Below are 19,657 nucleotides of genomic sequence, written 5' to 3'. Positions count from 1 at the left end.
GGAAAAGTAGAGAAAATTACAGGGTAAAACCTCCGTCACCCACCTGCGCCTGGGCGTACCATTTCATCAGCTCCGCGCTACCGGGCGCGTTCTCAGCCGGTGACCACGAGGCGGTATCGTGCTCCGGAACAGGCTGATAGCCGCCGTGTTTTACCTCAAAAATGACGCCGCCTTTATCCAGCGACAGCACGGCATGCCAGGTACCGGCATCCATCTCCAGCACTTTGCAGTCTTCACCTAACACCACGCGCTGGGTCACGTTACCGCTGTCATCAAAATTCAACACCAGAAAGCGACCGCTCAGAGCCGTCAGCAGTTCAAACGTGTGCGGGTGGCGATGAGGGCGAACATAGGTACCAGGCTCCATCGCGATAGCCAGGCGTTGTACCGGGTCGCTCAGCTCGGGATGTAAATTGCGGTGCGCGCGTAAGCGAGGAGAATTGGCAGCCTGCTCGCTTTGTTGCTGCAGGTCACTGAACGTAATTTGTTTCATATACACCTTTGTGAATGGAGTCAGCGGGCGGCAACCCGATTGCCGCAAGACGTTATACCATTCGGAACGGTCGATGAGCGATGGCATTTGTGAAACAAATCGCTGCAGCGTGAGGAGATGCGTGATTGCGCTTCAAAGCGCAACGTTGAGTAAAACTCACATTAATTCCCACTATTTATCGTTTTTCAACAGTGACGCCGCTGAAATACCATCCATTCATCCCTGGGATAGAAAAAACAAATATTACCAAGCCTGTATGGAGCACCTATGACACTCGATGTTTTATTCCATGTAATGAATATTATCTCGCCTAATAAATTTAGCGCCCAGGCAAATGTGCATGAGTTGATAACGTTACTTTCAGCAGAAAAGGAAAGCTCAGAAGCGCTATCACCTTTCATCCATCGACTGCACCTCCTCTCTTTCGCTCAAAGCAATCCGGGTAACGCCGAAGAGCTGCTCTCAGCGCATTTACCAAAAGAGGATGGGACCCTCCCGCTGCCTGACTTTGCGGAGTGGCCAAAGGTGCGTTACGCCACGTCTGGCGAAGCTCAGACGCGTGAATCAGAGGAGTATTTCCGTGAAATGACGTCGGCTGCCAATCTGTTACGCACGGCGCTGATCGATGCTGAACGCGCAAGGGGGACGCCTGCGCTTTATATTCTGGATAAATTGCTCAACCTGAACAGCGCCCTGCCGGAACGATATAAAAATATGGCGAATATTCCCTACGCATAATTTAATTCATTATGCAGGATATGCCGTCCGGAATATCCTGCATTTATATTTATTAAAAACATTTCTCATCGTCATCGAGACAAACAATATCCAGAGGGGGAAAAACCGGCCTATTGAGATTAAGCCAGGCCAGCAGACGTTCAATACTCTCTCTTCTGAGCGAATTTTTCGGCCAGACGAGGTAGTAGCCATCGCCGGTTGCGATAGCTTCCCTGAAGGGCAGCGCGAGAAGCCCACTCTCAAGCGCTTCAAGCGTAAGACCAAGATCGGCCATAGCAACACCATGTCCGTTCATGGCGGCCAGGCTTCCCTGCTCCAGGGTGTCGAACACTATTCCACGACTCACGTCGAGTCCGGGGAATAATCCGGTTTTTTTCAGCCAGCGCTTCCAGTCCCGTCGGTCCGCCGAGGGATGAATAAGCTCGCACTGCGCAAGCTGATGCCGGGCAGACTCAAGCAACGACGGGGTACAAACCGGAATGAGCCATTCACTGAAGAGCAGCCTGCTTTCCGTTGACTCGCCGAAATAGCCATTACCGAGGAGGATCGCACAATCATAGGGCTCACGGCTGAAGTCAACGGTGTCGAAGTCCATCCAGACGCTGGCAATTTCAATTTTTGGCTTCGCGTGGTTCTCACGAAAGGATTTAAGCACATTCAGAAGCCACCGCATCGTCAGGGTGCTGGGAGCTTTGAGGCGCAGAAGGTGGTTTTCACTTCTGAATGCGCGACAGGCCCACTCAATATTCGAGAAACTTTCGCTGAGCTGTCCGGCCAGAATACGTCCGGCATCACTGACCTCCACTCTCGGCCCTTGACGTTTAAAGAGCTCACAGTCGAACCACATTTCAAGCGTCCGGACATGCCTGCTGACCGCGCCCGGCGTGATATTCAGTGCTTCAGCCGCTTTGCTGAAGGAGTTCAGCCGCGCGGCAACTTCAAAAGCGCGCAGCGCATACAGTGGCGGTAAAGACATACGTTCCCTTTCTGTGAGGTTTAGCTATGCAGTGTTTGTATTATCGGCACTCGGTGACTTGTCGCTCAGATCCTCGGGCGGAAACGTCAGCAGCAGCTCCCTGAGCAGGGACTCAAGCTGCGCGCGCTGCGGCTCAGACAAGCTGCTCAGCAGCGCATTTTGCGTTTGCGTATGGACGATCAGCGCCTGTTCGATACGCTCCTGCCCGTGCGGCGTCAGGCTTACGAGGGTGCTGCGCTTGTCATCCGGATCGGCAATTCGGCTGATAAGCCCTTGCTGTTCGAGATGGCTGAGCCGGTTCGTCATCGCCCCTGAGGTTACCAACAGTGATTTATACAGCTGCGTTGGCGAAAGGCAGTACGGCTCGCCGGCGCGGCGCAGCGTGGCGAGCACGTCAAACTCGCCCTCGCGAAAACCAAACTGCACCATAGCCTGCGCCCGTTCTCTTGCCAGATGCTTCATCAGCCGGAGCATTCGGCCAAAAATCTTCATCGACGAGGCGTCCAGCTCCGGCATGGCGCGGCTCCACTGGCCGACAACAAAGTCTACATGGTCTTTCATTTTCACCCCTGATGGCGTGGGTATTTATCCTGTTGTGCGGTACATCTTACGCAAAAACAGATTTTATCTTAACGTTAAGATAAATGCTCGTAGCAATCTGCCGGGCCATTCACAACCGAAAAGGACTCCATGTTGAAACGCACGTCGCCTTTACTCTTCGCCGTTATCGCTTTTATCGTCGGGCTGAACCTGCGCCCCATTCTGGCTTCTGTCGGACCGCTGTTCTCCGAGCTGCAGCGCGAAGCGGGGCTAACCGCTACGCAATTCAGCCTTCTGACCACCCTGCCGGTCGCGATGATGGGGCTGGCCGCCCTGTGTGGCCCCTGGCTTTTAGCCAGAGTCGGCGCCGTTCGGGGCATTATGCTCGGGCTTTTCATCCTGCTTGTTGCCTGCTTATTACGCGGTTTTAGCGCCTCGCCGGAGAGTCTTATGGGCACCGCGTTACTGGGCGGGGCCAGCATAGGCACGATCCAGGCGTTAATGCCTGCCCTGATAAAAAAGGAATATACGCAAACGGCCAGCACGGTGATGTCGCTCTTCAGCACGGGCATTATGGCCGGAGCGGCAATCGCCGCCGCCAGCGCAGAGCCGTTGTTCTCATGGCTCAGGCTGAAGCCCGCGCTGGCAATGGCCGGGCTGTTAGCGCTGCTGGCGCTAATACTGTGGTTAACCCTGGTTAAGCATCCTCAAGGGGAAAAAACAGCACACGAAACCGTCACGCTCTCGTCCTCCCGTATAGCACTACTGTTGCTCTTTTTCGGCGTGGGTACGGGAGCCTATACGCTGGTATTGGCCTGGCTGCCCCCGCTTTACATTCAAGCGGGATGGTCCGCACGCAGCAGCGGCTACATGCTGGCCTGGCTGACGCTAACCGAGGTTGTCGCCGGGTTTGCCGTCTCCGCGCTGATCGGTAAGTTTCCCGATCGTCGCGTGCCGCTGATTGCCGTTTTGTTGCTGCTGCTGGCGGGATTACTGTGTCTGGTCTTTTCGCCGGGTACAACGCCGGTGTTATCCACGCTGCTGCTTGGCACCGGGATCGGCGCCCTCTTCCCGCTGTCGCTCATCGTCACGTTCGATCATGCGCGAACGCCCGCGCAGGCCGGGAGGTTACTGTCTAAAGTTCAGGGCGGTGGATACATGATTGCCGCGCTTATGCCGCTAATAGCGGGGATCGTTCGCGACAGTTCGGTCTCGCTGACCAGCGCATGGCTGATCATGAGTGCGGGAGTCGTGCTGCTGATCGTCATCGCGCTGAATTTTAAACCCATCGTGGACGTGCAGGCACGGTGAATACAACACCAGAATTGAGGGTCGTATTTCCGCCGATCGTAAGATAAATTCAGGGTGAATTTCACCTCATTCAGGAGTGGATATGTCGCAGACGTTACCAGAAATTGATGTCTTGTTCGTCGCCGGGTTCGGGCCCATTTCGCGGGATACGGAGTCCAGCAGCGCGTTTTATGTTCAGACACTCGGCCTTCCGCTGAAGCCGATGGAGGGGAACAGCGAATATCTGCTCACTGAGGAGGGCCATCTGGAAGGCGTGAAGCATTTCGCCGTCTGGCCGCTCGCACAGGCGGCTGCATCCTGTTTTGGAGAGGAAAAGTGGCCAGTTGAGCACCCGATACCGCAGGGCTGGGTTGAGTATGAGGTTCAGGATCTGGACTCGGCTACCCGCGTTCTGAGTGAAAAAGGCTATCGGCTGCTGGTAGCTAACCGTTTGGAACCGTGGGGGCAAACCGTCACTCGCCTGCTCAGCCCGGAAGGCTTGCTTACCGGGCTGACCATTACGCCGTGGCTGCGGGGGTAATGGGGTTTTGGAAAGCAGCCTGGTAGTGGGAAACGCCTGCTTTGAGCGAACAGTGGGCGTACCATTATGCTATTTTCACCAACGGTGTGAGTCTATTTCTGGGTACTTCAGCCGGCACTGCGGGCAAGCTCATCTATTTTTGTGCCAAAAACCCGATGATAGTTAACACTCTTGATAACCTGAGCACCGAAAGACTCATAAAACTTTTGTGCCAATGGGTCTGCTGCCACAGATAACCAATCGAGTTGTAAACATCCCCGCTCTTGAGCCCGACTGGCTATAAAACTCATCAGCTTTCTACCCACTCCAGCCCTCCTGAAAGGTGCTGAAACAAAAAGCTCTTTGATAAACATTTGCCCGCTGAAACGTGGTGAAGGGTACATCACTGAGACGCATGAAAACGCTGCTATTACTCCTTCACAAACCACTTTGTGAACTTCAGTATGAGAGTCGACTGCAAGGACCTTATCCCTCAGATATGCGGTCATGTCACTCCTGGACAAGCAAAGATCCTGATTATAATAGTTTTCCATCTCGATAAAAATATCAACCAAATCAGTATATTCGTCTGGTTTGCAGATGGTGATGTTCACGCATGTCTCCTTAAGCAAATAGTACCAATTTAAATTAACACAAAAGCAATAAAGCTATATTAATAAAGGTTTCTACCGCAAATTGTTAAATAACACAGTTGTTTCATAGTTGCTGAAGCAGTTTTGAGCGCGAAGCAGACACTCAATTTATAAGTGAAATAATTGCTGATTTTGCATTCAGGCCCTGTTAAGTTGAATGACGATGAAAACACACTCAGTCCTAACCTATTCAATGATTATTATCACCTGTCTGACTCAGGTGGGATAACGTTCGCCATTTTCCCGCCGGTAAGGCGGGCCTTACCGGTAACAATCCAGTGAGGTAAAGAATGGACACAAATGCAGTAACGACGCCTGAAAAACCTGTCTTGCACTTGTTATGTGGAAAAATTGCATCAGGAAAATCCACATTGTCAGCAAAATTAGGATCATCACCTGGGACTGTAATTGTCAGCGAGGATCGCTGGCTGGCTGCCCTCTTTACCAATGAAATGCAATCCATATCTGATTATGTGCAGTATTCATTAAGACTAAGAAATGCCATGAAGCCTCATCTGGTGTCACTACTCAAAGCTGGTTTATCAGTAGTTCTTGATTTCCCGGCAAACACACAAAAAAATCGTGAATGGATGATGAGCATTATTAAGGAGTCAGGTGCCAGTAATCAGCTGCACTATCTGAAAGTTTCTGATGAAGTATGTAAATCCCGCTTGCGCGCCCGTAATGCAGAAGGCGTGCATGAATTTTCTGCCTCAGATCAACAATTTGACATCATAACGCGCTATTTCGAAGAGCCAACGACTGATGAAGGGTTTGATATTACCGAATACTGCTAAATTTACCTTCCTGCACAAAAGCCGCCAGTTGGCGGCTTCATTATTTTCCATCTCATACGGTTATAAACGGTACTATAGCGAACTAAAAGTCCGCTCCTGGCACAAAGTGGACATCGGGTATTCCGGAAGTGCCCGACTCATGGTTAATTCCATTCACCAAAACGCTCACCTCCCCAGAGCCTCCACAATCGCCCTCTCCATTTTCTCTGGCGTCGTCATCGGAGCAAAACGCTTGAGTGGTTTACCGTCGCGGCCGATCAGAAACTTAGTAAAATTCCACTTGATCCGCCCTCCCAGCACGCCTGGCAATTCGTTTTTCAGATAACGAAACAGCGGGTGCGCTGCGCTACCGTTAACCTCAACCTTCTCAAACATTGGGAAACTCACGCCGTAGTTGATGTAACAGGTTTTCGAGATTTCGTCGGCACCGCCGGGTTCCTGTTTGCCGAACTGGTTACAGGGGAAGCCCAGCACCACTAATCCTTGATCGGCGTATTTCTTGTATAGCGCTTCAAGACCAGCATATTGCGGCGTGAATCCACACTGGCTGGCGGTATTGACGACCAAAACTACCTTTCCCGCATAGTCGGCCATTGAGATAAGGCGGCCATCCAGGCTGGTGGCGATAAGTTGATGAAAGTTCGTCATATTAGTGATGATGATCTCTTAGAAAAACGGTTAGCACATCCCTGGGAGGGGTTACACCCGTTTCTGAAAGCATCCAGCCCACAGCGCCGCGATGATAGGTACCGTGAAACAACACATGGTTGAGCATATCCGCCGCTTTCATTTCGCCATTTCCGCCATCGACGAAACGGAATTTGATGATTTCGGAAAGTCCGGGGATGTCCATTGAACCTGCATGCGTAATATACCAGTCAGTGCATTCACTCATCTTTTTCAGAAGCTCGTCTGCAGACGGCGTTTCTGGCGTATTTAACGCGGTGTATTGATGCGTTTGACCAGTAATATTTGCTCTGAAAATCATATCCACAACATAAATATGGTTCATAAGCCTGAGCATCAGATGGTGCTTTTCAGCATTTGCTAAGCTATCGACCCTCTGTATTGCCTGTAAGGTTTCCGTATCTGCCCAGCGTTTGAATTTGAATAACGTGACAATCGTGCCTGCGTCCATTGCCCCTCCGGATTAACAAAAATTTATCATATCAGCAACTTTGTCAGGCCGGTAACACTTCCACTTCCGGCACCAAACAGACGGTAATTCGGCCATCCGAAAAATTCCCTCATCGCAGGCTAAGTGTGATACATTCCTGGCGCGTCAATGACCACCACACTCGCTATCAGGTATGCAGAACATAACAAAAAATATTCGCTGGCTTCTGCTTACTCTCCCACTCCTCAGCGGTTGTGGCACGCTCTCACAGATGTCCTCTCCGGAAGGTACTCAGGAACTTCTCACCCATGATTCGCTGGATGGCGACGTTGACAGCGTGGTGCGTCACTATATGGCGCAAAAATCCGTTCCCGGGATGACGGTCGCGGTGATCCATAATCACGGCTCGCCGCAGTTTTACACCTGGGGCGTAACCGATGCGGTCAATCGCTATCCGGTCAGGCCCAACACCCTGTTTGCGCTCGGCTCGCTCAGCAAAGGGATCACGGCGGAAGTGGTGGCTTGTCTGGTGAATGAAGGGCAACTGAACTGGAACGATAACCTGGCAACATTGCTACCTCCAGGGACGCCGCTTAGCGCGGATGCACAAAAAATTACCCTGCTTGAACTGGTAACCCACACCTCCGGCCTGCCGCGTCAGAATATGGATGTTCCGATGCTTGGAAAATTCATCAGCTACTTAAGCACGGGCGATAATTTCTATAGCGAGCTGGATAGCGATAACGTGCTGCGTTACCTCGCCGACTGGCGGGCGCCAAAGAATAAAGTGCCGCAATACTCCAATACCGGCTACGCCCTGATCGGCTATATCCTTAAACACAATACCGGCGAAGATATTCAGAGTTTAGCCTCGCGCTATATTTTCCATCCGCTGCAAATGGCTAACAGCAGCTTTATTCCCCAGCAGCTAAAAGGATACCCTCAGCGTGCGCTCGGCCACGCGGGCGATCAGCCGAAATTTATCCCGCGCGGGCAGCTCACCCCGGACTGGCATTTTTCCAACAACATGGTGGCGGCAGCGAGCTTATACAGCAACGCCGAAGATCTGGCGACCTATGCCCGCTATCACGTCTCAACGACCCACAATCCCCTGCTGGACAGTGTCTTTGCCGAAGTGAGAAATACCGATATTCAACGTCCCGACGGGGTACAGGGTATTGCCTGGACCACCGACTTTATCGGTCTGGAAAAAATCACCTATCAGGTCGGCTATATCGGCGGTTACTCCAGCTTTATCGGCTATGACAAAGAAAAAGGCAATGCGGTGGTGGTGCTGCAAAATACCTTTAACTGGAGTAATTACATTGGCATCGCGCTATTAATGGATATGGCGAAAAAAGACAGCCAGAGCCCTGGCAGCCGCTTTGCGATTAATGAGATTCCAAAACGCGTTTATCAGCAATAGTAGTGAACGCCCGCCGTCAGATTCATTCCTGATGCGCAAGATCTTCGCGAGTCGGCCCCTGAAAGTAGATAGTACTAATATGGCAACTTCGAGGCTGAGTCAGTACGAAACGAATCGTTTCCCAGATTGACCATCCATTCATCAGACGCTCCCCCATTCTTGATTGATTATCGACATGCGCATCTAAACCGGTCAGTTCAAAATCAGGTGGATATAACCCGGTTACCCGAATGTTTTCTTTGGATAAGTGTTCTGACAGTTTCGTTGTAAAACCGCTGAGCCCGTGTTTGCTGGCAAAAAAAGCGGGATGGGCAATCGAATCTGTAAAGTTTGGAATACCGCACGCAGATATAATCGCAATGATGTCTGCACTGTCTGAGCGTCTTAAACCCGGAAGCATTGCCTGGGTGAGCAGGATTGAACCTGTCAGGCCTGAACTGACGGTATTGAAGATTTCTGTGCTCGAATGTTCGTCTATTGTCCCTGACAACCACTGAGCAGCATTCAGAATTAAAATATCGATTGGCCTGTCTGAATGTAAGACCTGCGAAGAAAACTGAGAAATGGATTCCGGCAGGGCTAAATCACAGAGATACCCTTTCGCCTCACCACCTTCAGCCGCGATGAGGCTGCAGGTTTTTTGAATATCCACCGCCCGACGGGCGCTAAAATCCACTTCAACGCCCTCTCTGGCAAGCCAGACGCACAGCGCCTGACCAAATCCCCCGCCGCCACCCGTGATCACAGCTCTTTTACCCCTCAGCATAACTCTGCGTCCTCTGTCGTGATGAGTCTGTGTCGGGGATTCATAACATGATGATGCGGGTAACATCTTCCCGTTAGTGCCATTTACAGCGGGAAAAAGCGCTTGAACGTCATCAGCTGTCTCCGCGTTGTATTTAAGAATTAAAAACATATAATAACAGCTTCTTTAATGCTCGCACTTCACGGAAAACTTGAGTCAGAAGGAATATGGCGCTATGCAATACAAAAGAATGAGCGATGAGTTTATAAAACTTGACGTTGAAAAAATTAACGGTTATCTGTGTGCCATCGAAAGTCTAAATGGGGCCGATTATCCAAAAGTTGATTATTCATTCACCCACCTTAAAAATACTGGCTCATTGTTAAAATCCATAGAAGACCATATCGCGGCAACCTATCCCAATACGGCCTTAGATTACTGGCATATCAAAATCGAGAACATTAGCAAAAGTCAGTTCAGTGATAGTATAAAAACTTGGTTTTTCCGTTTTGGTAGAGCAGAAGTACTGCGTGATCAATTAAAACCTTTACAGGATGGTTTTTTAGAGCTACTCAATCAACTTGTTCACACCCCTCATATTTACCGTGTCAATATGATTCCGCCTGTTTGGTATGCAACTTGTTGGGAATCAATTTTACTGGACTCGGATAATGGTTTATTTATGCTTGAATTTAACTTTGATGAATAATTTATTCTGCGCCATACTTCGACTTTATATCTAACTCTCTTTCAACTCGGGAGTCCCTTGATGAAACACCAGTTTCCACTGAACATTATCAAAACGCTCCCAACATGAAGAACGAAGGGAAGTACGACTGCCATCTGGATTAAACGTCCTGTAATGTAATATAGCAAAATTATCGCTTACGCTGATGAGTTGAAAATCGCTACTGAGAATAGTTGGCGCATTTATTTCAGCAGAAAGGCATTCTATTGTCTCTGTACGAGTGACTAACACGCCTGTACGTGTTATTTCTCTAAATTCTTTATGAAGTATTTGTTCAAGCCATTCCCTGTCTTTTCGCATGTCGCCATGTAGAGAACATTCAAGTCTAATAAGCTTCTCAAGGAGCATAGTGATTGTCCTCATTACATGTCAGGTTTATAAAACGATAATCGATCTAAGGCAATGCCCGCTCCTGCCACGAAGCGGACCTTCCCCCTACACCGCCGACTTCGGCCTTAAATTCTCATCAAACGTCAGCCGTTTTCGGTCAGGCTCAGCCTCGCGCAGCGGCTCCACCTGGTGCATAGTGAGCTTGCAGCGCTCCACCAGCACCTGATACTCCCGCGTGCCCTGCTGCTTCCACGCCAGCTCCTGCTCGCTGAGTTCGCGAATCGCTTTGGCCGGGCTGCCGATGATCAAATGGTTGGCGGGCATCTCCGCTTTCGCCTTCACGAACGCCGCCGCGCCGACGATGCTGTTTTCACCGATGACCGCGCCGTCCATTACCACCGCGTTCATGCCCACCAGCGCATTGCGGCGGATCACGCAGCCGTGGAGAATGGCGCTGTGGCCGATATGCCCGTCCTCTTCCACCACCGTGTCCTGCTCCGGGAAGCCGTGCATTACGCAGTTATCCTGAATATTGGCGCCGTCTTTCACCACGATACGGCCAAAATCACCGCGCAGGCTGGCGTTAGGACCAACATAAACGCCTTTGCCCAGAATCACGTCGCCAATCAGCACCGCCGTCGGGTGAACATAGCTCTCGTCCGGCACGACCGGCGTCAGACCGTCAATTTGATAAACTGGCATCTTCGCTCCTTATGCGCTTGTAAGACCACCAAAGCGTTGATAGTAAAGCGTGCCGGGCACGGGCAGCTCGCCCACGGAGGTTTCGCCCTTCTCGCTGACAAACGCCAGCGCCCCCGGCGCGACACGCTGGTAGATATTTATGCAGAGCTGTCGGGCGCTTTGTCCCGCCCAGTGCGCGGGCAGCAACTCTTCCGGCAGCAGCGGGTCTTTCAGCACCACGCGACGATAAAAGTGAATCAGCAGCAGCTGGATCTGGAAACAGCGTTCCGGCGTCAGCTCCTCCGGCGCAGCCTCTTTCAGCAGCGGCAGCAGCGGCCGGAACGAGTTGATAAAGGACTCGTACATCGCGTTTTGCTCGGTTAACTGCCAGCACTCTTCCACCCGCGAACGCAGCGCGGCGCGGGAGAGCGCCAGCGGCGAGTGGGCTTCAAAGAAAATCACGTTTTCCGCCACGCCAGCATCGTGAAGCAGAGACTGTACGTCCGCCAGATGCTGCGACGGCGAGGCCATCAGGCTCGGCGCCAGCGTGCCAAACCCCTGCCAGATCAGCTGTTTTTTGACGTCGGCAAGGGTGGTTTTATCCAGACCTTCGGAGAGCAGCAACAGCCATTTGCCGTCCCAGGCGGGCAGTTCCGCGCGGTAAATCTTATTCTCCGCGCGACGCGTCAGGCGAAGCCCCTTATCGCTCAGGCGGTAAAAGCTGCGACGCCCGATGCGGGAAACGTCCAGCCAGCCCTCTTTGTTGAGGCGAAACAGCGCGGTGCGCACGAAGCGCTCGCCAAACCCCATGCCTTCCAGCAGGGCGGCCAGGCTGCCGAGCCAAATCTCACCGCCGCGATGGGAAAGCGCGTCACCGTATAACGAGGAGATAAGCGAGGTCCCGCTGACGGGAACGGAGCTGACCGCGTGCTGGATAAAGGCGTCGAGTTTATTCATGTGATTCATTCTGTTGTTATTTTTGTCCTGGATGAATCATAGCATAGGATTCTGGGGTGTACCCTCTCCCAAAGGGAGAGGGTACTTTTTACACCCTCTCCCTTTGGGAGAGGGCTGGGGTGAGGGAAACTCAACCGTTGGCCGCGACTTTACGCAGGTCAAACACCCGGCAGGCTTTCCCCTCGGAGCGCGGGATGCTGCCGCAGTTCACGATCGTCACGTCGGTGGAAATCCCCACCATCGACTTAATGCGGTGGCGCAGCTGGTGGCACACCTGACAGCGCTGCTCGTGCGTCAGGGTTAAGCTGCTCTCTTTCAGCTCCACCTTCACGGAAAGTGAATCAAGATGCCCGCGACGGTTCACCTCCAGCTGGTAGTGCGGAGAAAGGTGTTCGAACTTCACGATCTCCTCTTCCAGCTGCGACGGGAAGACGTTGACGCCGCGGATGATCAGCATGTCGTCACTGCGCCCGCTGATCCGGTCCATACGACGCATGCTGCGCGCGGTTGCCGGAAGCAGGCGCGTTAGGTCGCGGGTGCGGTAGCGGATCACCGGCAGCGCCTCTTTGGTCAGCGTGGTGAACAGCAGTTCGCCCTGCTGCCCGTCATCCAGCGGCGTGCCGTCGTTCGGGTTAACGATCTCCGGGTAGAAGTGATCTTCCCAGATGGTCGGGCCGTCGACGGTTTCGATACACTCCATCGCCACGCCCGGCCCCATCACTTCGGAAAGACCATAGATATCCAGCGCGGTAATGCCTAAGCGTTTTTCAATTTCGCGACGCATGGCCTGCGTCCAAGGCTCGGCGCCGAAGACGCCCACGCGCAGGGAACAGCCGCTGGCATCACCGCCCATCTGGCGCTCCAGCTCCTCAATCAGGTTGAGGCAGTAGGACGGCGTTACCATGATCATATCCGGCTGGAAATCACGGATCAGCTGCGCCTGTTTCTCCGTCTGGCCGCCGGACATCGGGATCACCGTCGCGCCTAAACGCTCGGCACCGTAGTGCGCGCCCAGCCCGCCGGTAAACAGGCCATAGCCATACGCCACGTGAATTTTGTCCTTCGCGCTGCCGCCCGCCGCGCGCAGGGAGCGGGCCACCAGATTGGCCCAGTTGTCGATGTCGCCCTGCGTATAGCCGACAACGGTCGGTTTGCCGGTGGTGCCGGATGACGCGTGAATACGCACCACCTGCTCCATCGGCACGGCAAAGGTATCGAACGGATAGTTATCCCGCAGGTCCTGCTTGGTGGTGCACGGGAATTTGCGGATATCCGCCAGCTCTTTGAAATCGTCAGGGTGAACGCCCGCGGCGTCAAACTTGCGTTTGTACATCGGCACGTTGTTGTAGGCGTGATGCAGCGTCCATTTCAGACGCTCGGTCTGCAGCGCCTGTAACTCGTCAAGGGAGGCCGTTTCAATCGGATCAAGCTTTGTTGTATTTGTCATTGTAGGGTACTCACATTGTTTTTATGCTCAAACACGCTCAAGGATCATGGCAATGCCCTGACCCACACCGATGCACATCGTACACAGCGCGTAGCGCCCGCCGCGTCGGTGCAGTTCGTTGCTCGCGGCCAGCGCCAGTCTGGCACCGCTCATTCCCAGCGGGTGGCCCAGTGCAATCGCGCCACCGTTCGGGTTGACGTGCGCGGCATCATCCGGCAGGCCCAGCTGACGCAGCACGCCCAGCGCCTGCGAGGCGAAAGCTTCGTTAAGCTCGATCACGTCCATATCATTAATACTGAGTCCGGCGCGCTCCAGCACCTTACGGGTGGCGGGAACCGGGCCAAGCCCCATCAGACGAGGCTCCACGCCTGCCGTCGCCATCGCCACGATCCGCGTGCGCGGGACTAGCCCCTGCGCCAGCGCCATCTTCTCGCTGGCGACTATCAGCGCCGCAGCGCCGTCGTTGACCCCAGAGGCATTTCCCGCCGTAACCATCCCGTTCTTACGAAACGGCGTTTTCAGACCGGCAAGCTGCTCGAGCGTGGTGTCCGCGCGCGGATGTTCATCCACGCAGAACTCAGTGACCGTCCCTTTTTTGACCGGCACCAGCACTGGCACAATCTCCTGCGCCAGAATGCCGTTCTGCTGCGCCTGCGCGGTACGCTGCTGGCTGCGCAGCGCGAACGCGTCCTGATCGGCACGGCTGATATTTAACAATTCAGCTACATTCTCTGCCGTTTCCGGCATACTGTCAGTTCCGAATTGCTGATGCATGAGCGGATTCACAAATCGCCAGCCGATGGTGGTATCAAAGATTTCCGCCTGACGCTGAAACGCGGCGGTGGCTTTGCCCATCACAAACGGCGCGCGGGACATGGACTCCACGCCGCCCGCGATCAGCAGGTCGCCATCGCCCGCCTTAATGGCGCGCGCAGCAAACCCAATCGCGTCCAGCCCCGACCCGCACAGGCGGTTAATGGTGGTTCCGGACACCGTCTGCGGCAGCCCGGCGAGCAGGGACGACATGCGCGCTACGTTGCGGTTATCTTCCCCCGCCTGGTTGGCGCAGCCGAAAATCACGTCGTCGATCCGCTCGAGGTCGAGCTGGGGATAGCGGGCCAGCAGCGCGCGCAGCGGCACGGCACCGAGATCGTCGGTTCGGACTGCGGCAAGCGAGCCGCCGTAGCGCCCCACCGGGGTTCGAACGCCATCACAAATAAATGCGTCACGCATCAGGCCTCTCCTGTCACGCTGCCGCCGATGCGGTGAGATTTCCCGCGAAAAAGGGCGACGGTTTTCTGTTGTTGATTCTGGATTTCAATGTCGTACACGCCGGTCAGCCTGCCCTGGTGCATCACCCGCGCGGTGGCGGTGAGCGTGTCCCCGGCAAAGCCCGGACGCAGAAAATCAATCGAGCAGCCAGAGGCTACCGCCGCCAGCCCCTGGCTGTTACAGGCGTAGGCAAAGGCGGTGTCTGCCAGCGAAAAAAGCTGTCCGCCGTGGCAGGTTTTGTGGCCGTTAAGCATCTGCGGAGTGATGGTCATGGTCACCACCGCGTAGCCTTCATCCATGTCGACAATGTCCATCCCCATCGCCTGCGCGCAGGCGTCCCGTTCGTACATCGCGCGGGCGTTATGCCAGGCGTTATGACTCATAGCTACTCTCCAGAAGCGCACGCTGGCGCAGCAGTGAACAGGGGCGATAGCGCTCTTCGCCGTAATGACGCTGCAGGTTCTCCAGCAGCGTCAGCAGCCGCTGCCAGCCCAGTCGCTCGCCCCAGGCGATCGGCCCGCTCGGGTAGTTCACGCCCAGGCGCATGGCGGTGTCGATGTCCTTCTCGCTGGCGACCCCTTTTTGCAGGGCATCCAGCGCTTCGTTGGCAATCATCGCCAGCGTGCGCCAGACCAGCAGGCCGGGATAATCGGCAATCTGCACCACCCGGTTACCCTGCTGCTGCAGGTAGCGGATGACCTTTTGCGTCGCGGTGTGCGGGTTGCTGGCGGCCGCTGCAATCACCGCCACATCGCGCTCAATGCGGTCCACTACCACCACAGCGCCGTTGAGCCGCAGCGCCAGCGCCTGAGCGGTTTCTCCCTGCGTTTCAATCAGATATACATCATCAATTTCGGTGACGCCGTCACGTCTCTTTTCCACGCGCATCGGGCTGTAGCTGTCGTTCACGGCAGGCACCCACCGCACATCGGGTTTGTCACCCTGCCAGTCGTAGACGCCCTTCCCGCTCTTTTTGCCCAGCCTTCCTGCCAGCACCAGCTCCTGCTGCACCAGCGAAGGCAGAAAACGACGCTCCTGCCAGAAGGCGTTAAATACCGAGCAGGTCACCGCGAAGTTCACGTCCTGACCAATCATGTCGGTCAGCTCCAGCGGCCCCATCGGGAAACCGCCGCCTTCGCGCAGGGCGGCATCAATCACCTCCGGCGGCGCGACCTGCTCTTCCAGCGCGCGCCAGGCTTCGGAATAGAACGGACGGGCGACGCGGTTGACGATGAACCCCGGCGTTGACTGGCAGCGAACGGGCTGTTTGCCCCAGTTCAGCGCCAGCTCGCACAGCGCGTCGGCCACTTCCGGAGAGGTCGCCAGCCCGCTGACCACCTCTACAAGCTTCATCACCGGCGCCGGGTTAAAGAAGTGCAGCCCTGCGACCCGCTCCGGGTGGTGGACGTCCGCCGCAATCGCCGTAACGGAGATGGATGAGGTATTACTGGTCAGCACCGTCTGCGGCGGGCAGATCTCAGCCAGCTGTGCAAACAGCGCCTTTTTCACCTCCAGACGCTCGGAGGCCGCTTCAATGACCAGATCGGCCGCGGAGAGCGCCTCGATATCCGTGACCGGAACCAGCCGGGCGAGGATCTGGCTCCCGGCATCGGCGGAGAGTTTTCCGCGCGTCACCCGGGAGGCAAGACGCTGACGGATCCCGTCGATGGCGCGCGATATCGCGTCGCTGGAGATGTCGTAGATCAGAACCTGATGACCATGGCTGGCGGCGACTTCGGCAATCCCTGCGCCCATCGTGCCGCTGCCAATCACGGCGACAGTGCGTATGTTCAGCATCTTATTTCCCCGTAAAGTTCGGCGCGCGCTTCGCCAGGAAGGCGCTGACGCCCTCGCGGTAATCGTCGCTGCGTCCGGCCAGGCGCTGATAGTCGCGCTCCAGATCGAGCTGGGCGTCCAGAGTATTGGTTTCCGCGGCGTTGATAGCCTGCTTGATCAGCCCCAGCCCGAAGGTCGGTTGAGAGGCAAAATGCAGCGCCATCTGCTGCGCCGTGGTGGAGAGCTGTTCGTCATCCACCACCTGCCAGATCATCCCCCACGCCTGCGCCTGTTCGGCGCTGAGTTTGTCGCCGAGCAGCGCCAGCCCCATGGCGCGGGCGCGTCCGGCCACGCGCGGCAGCAGCCAGGTGCCGCCGCAGTCCGGCACCAGGCCGAGCTTGCTGAAGGCCATCACGAAGTTGGCCGAACGCGCGGCAATGACCATGTCGCAGCCTAATGCCAGCGTCGCACCCGCCCCCGCGGCCACGCCGTTAACCGCGCAAATGACCGGTTTCGACAGCTTTGCCAGGCGGCGCACCAGCGGGTTATAGAAAGTTTCAACGGACATCCCCAGATCCGGCGCCGGGCCGTTGGGGTCGACGTTGCGGTCGTTCAGATCCTGACCGGCGCAAAAGCCGCGTCCTGCCCCGGTGATCAGCAGACAGCGAACGGTGTCATCCCGCTCGGCCAGCTTCAGGCACTCGGCAAGCTGCTGGTGCATCACGTCGTTAAAGCTGTTCAGACGCTCCGGACGGTTCAGCGTAATGGTCATTACGCCCTGCTCAACATGACTGAGAATAAATTCCACAATTAGCGTCCTTTAAAGTCGGGGGTGCGTTTTTGTAAGAAGGCGTCGATGCCTTCCCGGCGGTCTTCGGTGGCAGAAAGCAGCGTAAACAGCTGGCGCTCCTGCGCGAGCCCGGCCTGGAGCGGTACCTCCTGAGACTGGCGCAGCGCCTGTTTCGCCGCCTGCAGAGCCAGCGGAGAGTGGCGCGCCATCAGCGCCGCCTGCTTCAGGGCATACTCCAGCGTCAGCGCTGCCGGGAAAACGTCGCTGACCAGCCCCGCGCTCAGCGCCTGCTGCGCGGAAATACTCTCGCCGGTCAGCACCATTTTGCTGGCAAGGGATTTACCGACGCTGCGGATTAGACGCTGGGTGCCGCCCGCGCCGGGCATAATGCCCAGCGTGATTTCCGGCAGGCCGAAACGGGCGTTATCGCCAGCAATGACAACGTCGCACAGCAGCGCCAGCTCGCAGCCTGCGCCCAGCGCGAAGCCGTTCACGGCGGCGATCAGCGGTTTGCTGAACGCGTTAATGCGCGCCCACAGCTGCGGGCGGATATCATTCAGGGTAGCGGGCAGGTCTTTCTCCGCCATTTCGTTGAGATCGGCCCCGGCGGCAAAGCAGCGCTCGCTGCCGTAAATCACGCAGGCGGCAATGTCAGCATCCACGGCGGCGGCCTCAAGCTGTTCCGCAAGCTGCGTCAACAGCACATTGCTGAGGGCGTTGCGCGCCGCCGGACGGTTGAGCGTCAGCTGCAGCACGCGGCCATGACGGGTAACATTCAGTTCGCTCATGCCATCCCCTTCGCGTCGAAGTCGACAATCACGTCGGCGGTTAACGGCAGCGACTGGCAGCTCAGCACGTACCCGGCGGCCAGCTCGTCCGGCTCCAGGCTGTAGTTGGTCGCCATATCCACCTTCCCGCGCAGCACTTTGCATTTACAGGTGGCGCACACGCCGCCCTTGCAGGCATACGGGAGATCCGCCCCCTGACGCAGGGCGGCGTCCAGGATGCTTTCGTCGTCCGCCGTCAGGGTGATTTCACGGTCGCGCCCGTCCTGGCGCACGGTCACTTTCTGCCCTTCCGCCTGTACGTGCACCGCGCGTTTAGCGGTGGTTCCCGGGGTGTTAAAGCGCTCGAGGTGAATCGCTTTGTCTGGCATCCCCAGCGCTTTCAGCGCGGCTTCGGCATCGTCCATCATCGCCGACGGGCCGCAGATAAACGCCTCGTCGTACTGGCGGAAGTTAATCAGGGTTTTCGCCAGCGCCTGCAGCTTTTCTCCGTCAATGCGGCCAAAGAGCAGATCGCTGTCCAGCCGCTCCTGGCTGAAGATAGAGACCAGCTGCAGCCGCTGCGTGTACTTGTCCTTCAGGTCCGCCAGCGCCTGGCGGAACATCATGCTCTGGCTGCTGCGGTTGCCGTAGATCAGGGTGAACTGGCTGTTGGGTTCGGTTGCCAGCGTAGCGGAGATAATCGCCAGCATCGGGGTGATCCCGGAGCCTGCCGCAATCGCCAGATAGTGGCCTTCACGTTCAGCCCGCGGCTGGTAGCCAAACTGCCCCTGAGGAACCATTACCTCCAGGGCCATACCCGCTTTGATCTCATCCCGCGCATAGCGGGAAAAGCGCCCGCCGTCGATGGCTTTGACCGCCACGCTGATTTCGCCCGGGGCGGTACTCCGGCAGATGGAGTAGCAGCGGCGCAGCTCGTCACCGTCAAGCTTCGTTTTTAACGTCAGGTGCTGGCCGGGGCGGAAGCGGTAGGCGTCCTGCAGCGCCTGCGGCACCGAGAAGGTGATGGTCACCGCGTCGCGGGTTTCGGGTTCCACTTTTGCCACTGTTAATGAATGAAACGTTGTCATGGCAGCCTCAAATACATTTGAAATAGTCGAAGGGCTCGCGGCAGGTATTGCAGCGGTAGAGCGCCTTGCAGGCCGTCGAACCAAATTCACTGATAAGCGAGGTATCGGTGCTGGCGCAGCGCGGGCAGGTTACCTCCAAAGACGCGTGCGCGTGACAGCTATGCCCCACGGGTGGACTGATGCCGTACGCCCGCAGGCGCTCGCGCGCGTCGGCGGTCATCCAGTCGGTGGTCCATGCGGGATCAAGCTGGAGCACAATGTGCACCGGGGTAAAGCCGTGAGCGGTCATCGCATCGCGGATCGCCCCCAGCAGGTGTTCCGTTGCCGGGCAGCCCGAGTAGGTTGGCGTGAAGCCAATGACCCAGCCTTCCCCCTGCGCCTTCACGCTGCGCACCATGCCTAAATCGGTGATGGTTAACACCGGCACTTCCGGATCGGGGATCTGGCTTAACAGCGACCAGATCTGCGGGATTTGCGCGGGCGCGATGTCGACGAGGCGTTGCATA

The 19,657-nt window shown here is 55.9% G+C and carries 24 protein-coding genes; 6 read left to right on the top strand and 18 right to left on the bottom strand.

All coding sequences use genetic code 11. The features are described from left to right. Window positions 1-16 precede the first annotated feature (16 nt). A complete protein-coding gene (locus tag BJ885_RS06485) occupies window positions 17-493 on the bottom strand; it encodes a WbuC family cupin fold metalloprotein (RefSeq protein ID WP_121931438.1) in 477 nt (158 codons plus the stop codon). A 267-nt stretch (window positions 494-760) separates the two neighbouring features. On the opposite strand from BJ885_RS06485, the gene BJ885_RS06480 reads away from it, so the two are divergent. Next, on the top strand, window positions 761-1,231 hold the full coding sequence (locus BJ885_RS06480; RefSeq protein WP_121931437.1) for a hypothetical protein: 471 nt from the start codon (window positions 761-763) through the stop codon (window positions 1,229-1,231). Window positions 1,232-1,283: 52 nt separating this feature from the next. On the opposite strand, the gene BJ885_RS06475 is transcribed toward BJ885_RS06480, so the two are convergent. Beyond that, the gene (locus BJ885_RS06475) at window positions 1,284-2,207 is read right to left on the bottom strand and encodes a LysR substrate-binding domain-containing protein (protein ID WP_121931436.1); all 924 of its coding nucleotides are present in this window, start codon (window positions 2,205-2,207) and stop codon (window positions 1,284-1,286) included. Window positions 2,208-2,231: 24 nt separating this feature from the next. Further along, window positions 2,232-2,768, bottom strand: coding sequence for a MarR family winged helix-turn-helix transcriptional regulator (locus tag BJ885_RS06470; RefSeq protein WP_121931435.1), 537 nt, complete (start codon window positions 2,766-2,768; stop codon window positions 2,232-2,234). A gap of 129 nt (window positions 2,769-2,897) precedes the next feature. On the opposite strand from BJ885_RS06470, the gene BJ885_RS06465 reads away from it, so the two are divergent. Then, a complete protein-coding gene (locus BJ885_RS06465) occupies window positions 2,898-4,058 on the top strand; it encodes an MFS transporter (RefSeq protein WP_121931434.1) in 1,161 nt (386 codons plus the stop codon). Between the two features lie 82 nt (window positions 4,059-4,140). Next, the gene (locus tag BJ885_RS06460) at window positions 4,141-4,578 is read left to right on the top strand and encodes a VOC family protein (protein WP_121931433.1); all 438 of its coding nucleotides are present in this window, start codon (window positions 4,141-4,143) and stop codon (window positions 4,576-4,578) included. A gap of 107 nt (window positions 4,579-4,685) precedes the next feature. Here BJ885_RS06460 and BJ885_RS06455 read toward each other — a convergent pair whose 3' ends face one another. Beyond that, window positions 4,686-5,171 (bottom strand): N-acetyltransferase, encoded by a 486-nt coding sequence (locus BJ885_RS06455; protein WP_121931432.1) that lies wholly within the window; start codon window positions 5,169-5,171, stop codon window positions 4,686-4,688. Between the two features lie 329 nt (window positions 5,172-5,500). Between BJ885_RS06455 and BJ885_RS06450 the strand changes: the two genes are divergently transcribed. Beyond that, a complete protein-coding gene (locus tag BJ885_RS06450; RefSeq protein ID WP_029741878.1) occupies window positions 5,501-6,007 on the top strand; it encodes an ATP-binding protein in 507 nt (168 codons plus the stop codon). A 165-nt stretch (window positions 6,008-6,172) separates the two neighbouring features. On the opposite strand, the gene BJ885_RS06445 is transcribed toward BJ885_RS06450, so the two are convergent. Beyond that, on the bottom strand, window positions 6,173-6,655 hold the full coding sequence (locus BJ885_RS06445) for a glutathione peroxidase (RefSeq protein WP_121931431.1): 483 nt from the start codon (window positions 6,653-6,655) through the stop codon (window positions 6,173-6,175). Between the two features lies 1 nt (window position 6,656). Beyond that, the gene (locus BJ885_RS06440; protein WP_121931430.1) at window positions 6,657-7,145 is read right to left on the bottom strand and encodes a DinB family protein; all 489 of its coding nucleotides are present in this window, start codon (window positions 7,143-7,145) and stop codon (window positions 6,657-6,659) included. 172 nt (window positions 7,146-7,317) lie between these two features. On the opposite strand from BJ885_RS06440, the gene BJ885_RS06435 reads away from it, so the two are divergent. Continuing rightward, a complete protein-coding gene (locus tag BJ885_RS06435) occupies window positions 7,318-8,550 on the top strand; it encodes a serine hydrolase (protein ID WP_121931429.1) in 1,233 nt (410 codons plus the stop codon). Between the two features lie 22 nt (window positions 8,551-8,572). On the opposite strand, the gene BJ885_RS06430 is transcribed toward BJ885_RS06435, so the two are convergent. Then, window positions 8,573-9,316, bottom strand: a complete 744-nt coding sequence (locus BJ885_RS06430) for an SDR family oxidoreductase (protein WP_121931428.1) — start codon at window positions 9,314-9,316, stop codon at window positions 8,573-8,575. A gap of 214 nt (window positions 9,317-9,530) precedes the next feature. Here BJ885_RS06430 and BJ885_RS06425 point away from each other — a divergent pair, with 214 nt between their 5' ends. Then, entirely contained in the window at window positions 9,531-10,004 is a 474-nt protein-coding gene (locus BJ885_RS06425; RefSeq protein WP_121931427.1) for a hypothetical protein, read from the top strand. Window positions 10,005-10,034: 30 nt separating this feature from the next. Here BJ885_RS06425 and BJ885_RS06420 read toward each other — a convergent pair whose 3' ends face one another. From BJ885_RS06420 to paaD, 11 genes are all read right to left on the bottom strand, one after another. Continuing rightward, the gene (locus BJ885_RS06420; RefSeq protein ID WP_121931426.1) at window positions 10,035-10,391 is read right to left on the bottom strand and encodes a DUF4440 domain-containing protein; all 357 of its coding nucleotides are present in this window, start codon (window positions 10,389-10,391) and stop codon (window positions 10,035-10,037) included. An 87-nt stretch (window positions 10,392-10,478) separates the two neighbouring features. Further along, a complete protein-coding gene (gene paaY, locus BJ885_RS06415) occupies window positions 10,479-11,075 on the bottom strand; it encodes a phenylacetic acid degradation protein PaaY (RefSeq protein ID WP_023619119.1) in 597 nt (198 codons plus the stop codon). A 9-nt stretch (window positions 11,076-11,084) separates the two neighbouring features. Next, window positions 11,085-12,020 carry a phenylacetic acid degradation operon negative regulatory protein PaaX gene (gene paaX, locus BJ885_RS06410; RefSeq protein WP_021241337.1) on the bottom strand — a complete coding sequence of 312 codons (936 nt, stop codon included), beginning with the start codon at window positions 12,018-12,020 and terminating at the stop codon, window positions 11,085-11,087. A gap of 121 nt (window positions 12,021-12,141) precedes the next feature. After that, entirely contained in the window at window positions 12,142-13,458 is a 1,317-nt protein-coding gene (paaK, locus tag BJ885_RS06405) for a phenylacetate--CoA ligase PaaK (protein WP_047647866.1), read from the bottom strand. A 27-nt stretch (window positions 13,459-13,485) separates the two neighbouring features. Then, the gene (gene pcaF, locus BJ885_RS06400) at window positions 13,486-14,691 is read right to left on the bottom strand and encodes a 3-oxoadipyl-CoA thiolase (protein WP_121931425.1); all 1,206 of its coding nucleotides are present in this window, start codon (window positions 14,689-14,691) and stop codon (window positions 13,486-13,488) included. Next, window positions 14,691-15,113, bottom strand: a complete 423-nt coding sequence (gene paaI, locus BJ885_RS06395) for a hydroxyphenylacetyl-CoA thioesterase PaaI (protein ID WP_121931424.1) — start codon at window positions 15,111-15,113, stop codon at window positions 14,691-14,693. The genes pcaF and paaI overlap by 1 nt, the downstream gene beginning before the upstream one ends. Then, entirely contained in the window at window positions 15,103-16,527 is a 1,425-nt protein-coding gene (gene paaH, locus BJ885_RS06390; RefSeq protein WP_121931423.1) for a 3-hydroxyacyl-CoA dehydrogenase PaaH, read from the bottom strand. The genes paaI and paaH overlap by 11 nt, the downstream gene beginning before the upstream one ends. A 1-nt stretch (window position 16,528) precedes the next feature. Continuing rightward, window positions 16,529-17,317, bottom strand: a complete 789-nt coding sequence (gene paaG / locus BJ885_RS06385) for a 2-(1,2-epoxy-1,2-dihydrophenyl)acetyl-CoA isomerase PaaG (protein ID WP_121931422.1) — start codon at window positions 17,315-17,317, stop codon at window positions 16,529-16,531. Next, window positions 17,317-18,084 carry a 2,3-dehydroadipyl-CoA hydratase PaaF gene (gene paaF, locus BJ885_RS06380; RefSeq protein WP_121931421.1) on the bottom strand — a complete coding sequence of 256 codons (768 nt, stop codon included), beginning with the start codon at window positions 18,082-18,084 and terminating at the stop codon, window positions 17,317-17,319. The genes paaG and paaF overlap by 1 nt, the downstream gene beginning before the upstream one ends. Further along, entirely contained in the window at window positions 18,081-19,151 is a 1,071-nt protein-coding gene (gene paaE / locus BJ885_RS06375) for a 1,2-phenylacetyl-CoA epoxidase subunit PaaE (protein ID WP_121931420.1), read from the bottom strand. Before paaE ends, paaF begins: the two co-directional genes overlap by 4 nt. 7 nt (window positions 19,152-19,158) lie before the next feature. Then, window positions 19,159-19,656: a 1,2-phenylacetyl-CoA epoxidase subunit PaaD gene (gene paaD / locus BJ885_RS06370; RefSeq protein WP_121931419.1), complete on the bottom strand. Its 498-nt coding sequence runs from the start codon at window positions 19,654-19,656 to the stop codon at window positions 19,159-19,161. Between the last annotated feature and the right edge of the window lies 1 nt (window position 19,657).

The sequence above is a fragment of the Enterobacter sp. WP_7_1 genome, assembly GCF_003688535.1.
GTDB lineage: Bacteria > Pseudomonadota > Gammaproteobacteria > Enterobacterales > Enterobacteriaceae > Enterobacter > Enterobacter asburiae.
The sequence above is the reverse complement of the archived record's forward strand: the minus strand, read 5'-3'. Positions and strand labels throughout refer to the sequence as shown.

What these genes read in the sequence shown, in the direction of transcription:
- BJ885_RS06485 (WP_121931438.1), bottom strand. Translation starts at nt 493, where the DNA reads ATGAAACAAATTACGTTCAGTGACCTGCAGCAACAAAGCGAGCAGGCT.
- BJ885_RS06480 (WP_121931437.1), top strand. Translation starts at nt 761, where the DNA reads ATGACACTCGATGTTTTATTCCATGTAATGAATATTATCTCGCCTAAT.
- BJ885_RS06475 (WP_121931436.1), bottom strand. Translation starts at nt 2,207, where the DNA reads ATGTCTTTACCGCCACTGTATGCGCTGCGCGCTTTTGAAGTTGCCGCG.
- BJ885_RS06470 (WP_121931435.1), bottom strand. Translation starts at nt 2,768, where the DNA reads ATGAAAGACCATGTAGACTTTGTTGTCGGCCAGTGGAGCCGCGCCATG.
- BJ885_RS06465 (WP_121931434.1), top strand. Translation starts at nt 2,898, where the DNA reads ATGTTGAAACGCACGTCGCCTTTACTCTTCGCCGTTATCGCTTTTATC.
- BJ885_RS06460 (WP_121931433.1), top strand. Translation starts at nt 4,141, where the DNA reads ATGTCGCAGACGTTACCAGAAATTGATGTCTTGTTCGTCGCCGGGTTC.
- BJ885_RS06450 (WP_029741878.1), top strand. Translation starts at nt 5,501, where the DNA reads ATGGACACAAATGCAGTAACGACGCCTGAAAAACCTGTCTTGCACTTG.
- BJ885_RS06445 (WP_121931431.1), bottom strand. Translation starts at nt 6,655, where the DNA reads ATGACGAACTTTCATCAACTTATCGCCACCAGCCTGGATGGCCGCCTT.
- BJ885_RS06440 (WP_121931430.1), bottom strand. Translation starts at nt 7,145, where the DNA reads ATGGACGCAGGCACGATTGTCACGTTATTCAAATTCAAACGCTGGGCA.
- BJ885_RS06435 (WP_121931429.1), top strand. Translation starts at nt 7,318, where the DNA reads ATGCAGAACATAACAAAAAATATTCGCTGGCTTCTGCTTACTCTCCCA.
- BJ885_RS06430 (WP_121931428.1), bottom strand. Translation starts at nt 9,316, where the DNA reads ATGCTGAGGGGTAAAAGAGCTGTGATCACGGGTGGCGGCGGGGGATTT.
- BJ885_RS06425 (WP_121931427.1), top strand. Translation starts at nt 9,531, where the DNA reads ATGCAATACAAAAGAATGAGCGATGAGTTTATAAAACTTGACGTTGAA.
- BJ885_RS06420 (WP_121931426.1), bottom strand. Translation starts at nt 10,391, where the DNA reads ATGCTCCTTGAGAAGCTTATTAGACTTGAATGTTCTCTACATGGCGAC.
- paaY (WP_023619119.1), bottom strand. Translation starts at nt 11,075, where the DNA reads ATGCCAGTTTATCAAATTGACGGTCTGACGCCGGTCGTGCCGGACGAG.
- paaX (WP_021241337.1), bottom strand. Translation starts at nt 12,020, where the DNA reads ATGAATCACATGAATAAACTCGACGCCTTTATCCAGCACGCGGTCAGC.
- paaK (WP_047647866.1), bottom strand. Translation starts at nt 13,458, where the DNA reads ATGACAAATACAACAAAGCTTGATCCGATTGAAACGGCCTCCCTTGAC.
- pcaF (WP_121931425.1), bottom strand. Translation starts at nt 14,691, where the DNA reads ATGCGTGACGCATTTATTTGTGATGGCGTTCGAACCCCGGTGGGGCGC.
- paaI (WP_121931424.1), bottom strand. Translation starts at nt 15,113, where the DNA reads ATGAGTCATAACGCCTGGCATAACGCCCGCGCGATGTACGAACGGGAC.
- paaH (WP_121931423.1), bottom strand. Translation starts at nt 16,527, where the DNA reads ATGCTGAACATACGCACTGTCGCCGTGATTGGCAGCGGCACGATGGGC.
- paaF (WP_121931421.1), bottom strand. Translation starts at nt 18,084, where the DNA reads ATGAGCGAACTGAATGTTACCCGTCATGGCCGCGTGCTGCAGCTGACG.
- paaE (WP_121931420.1), bottom strand. Translation starts at nt 19,151, where the DNA reads ATGACAACGTTTCATTCATTAACAGTGGCAAAAGTGGAACCCGAAACC.
- paaD (WP_121931419.1), bottom strand. Translation starts at nt 19,656, where the DNA reads ATGCAACGCCTCGTCGACATCGCGCCCGCGCAAATCCCGCAGATCTGG.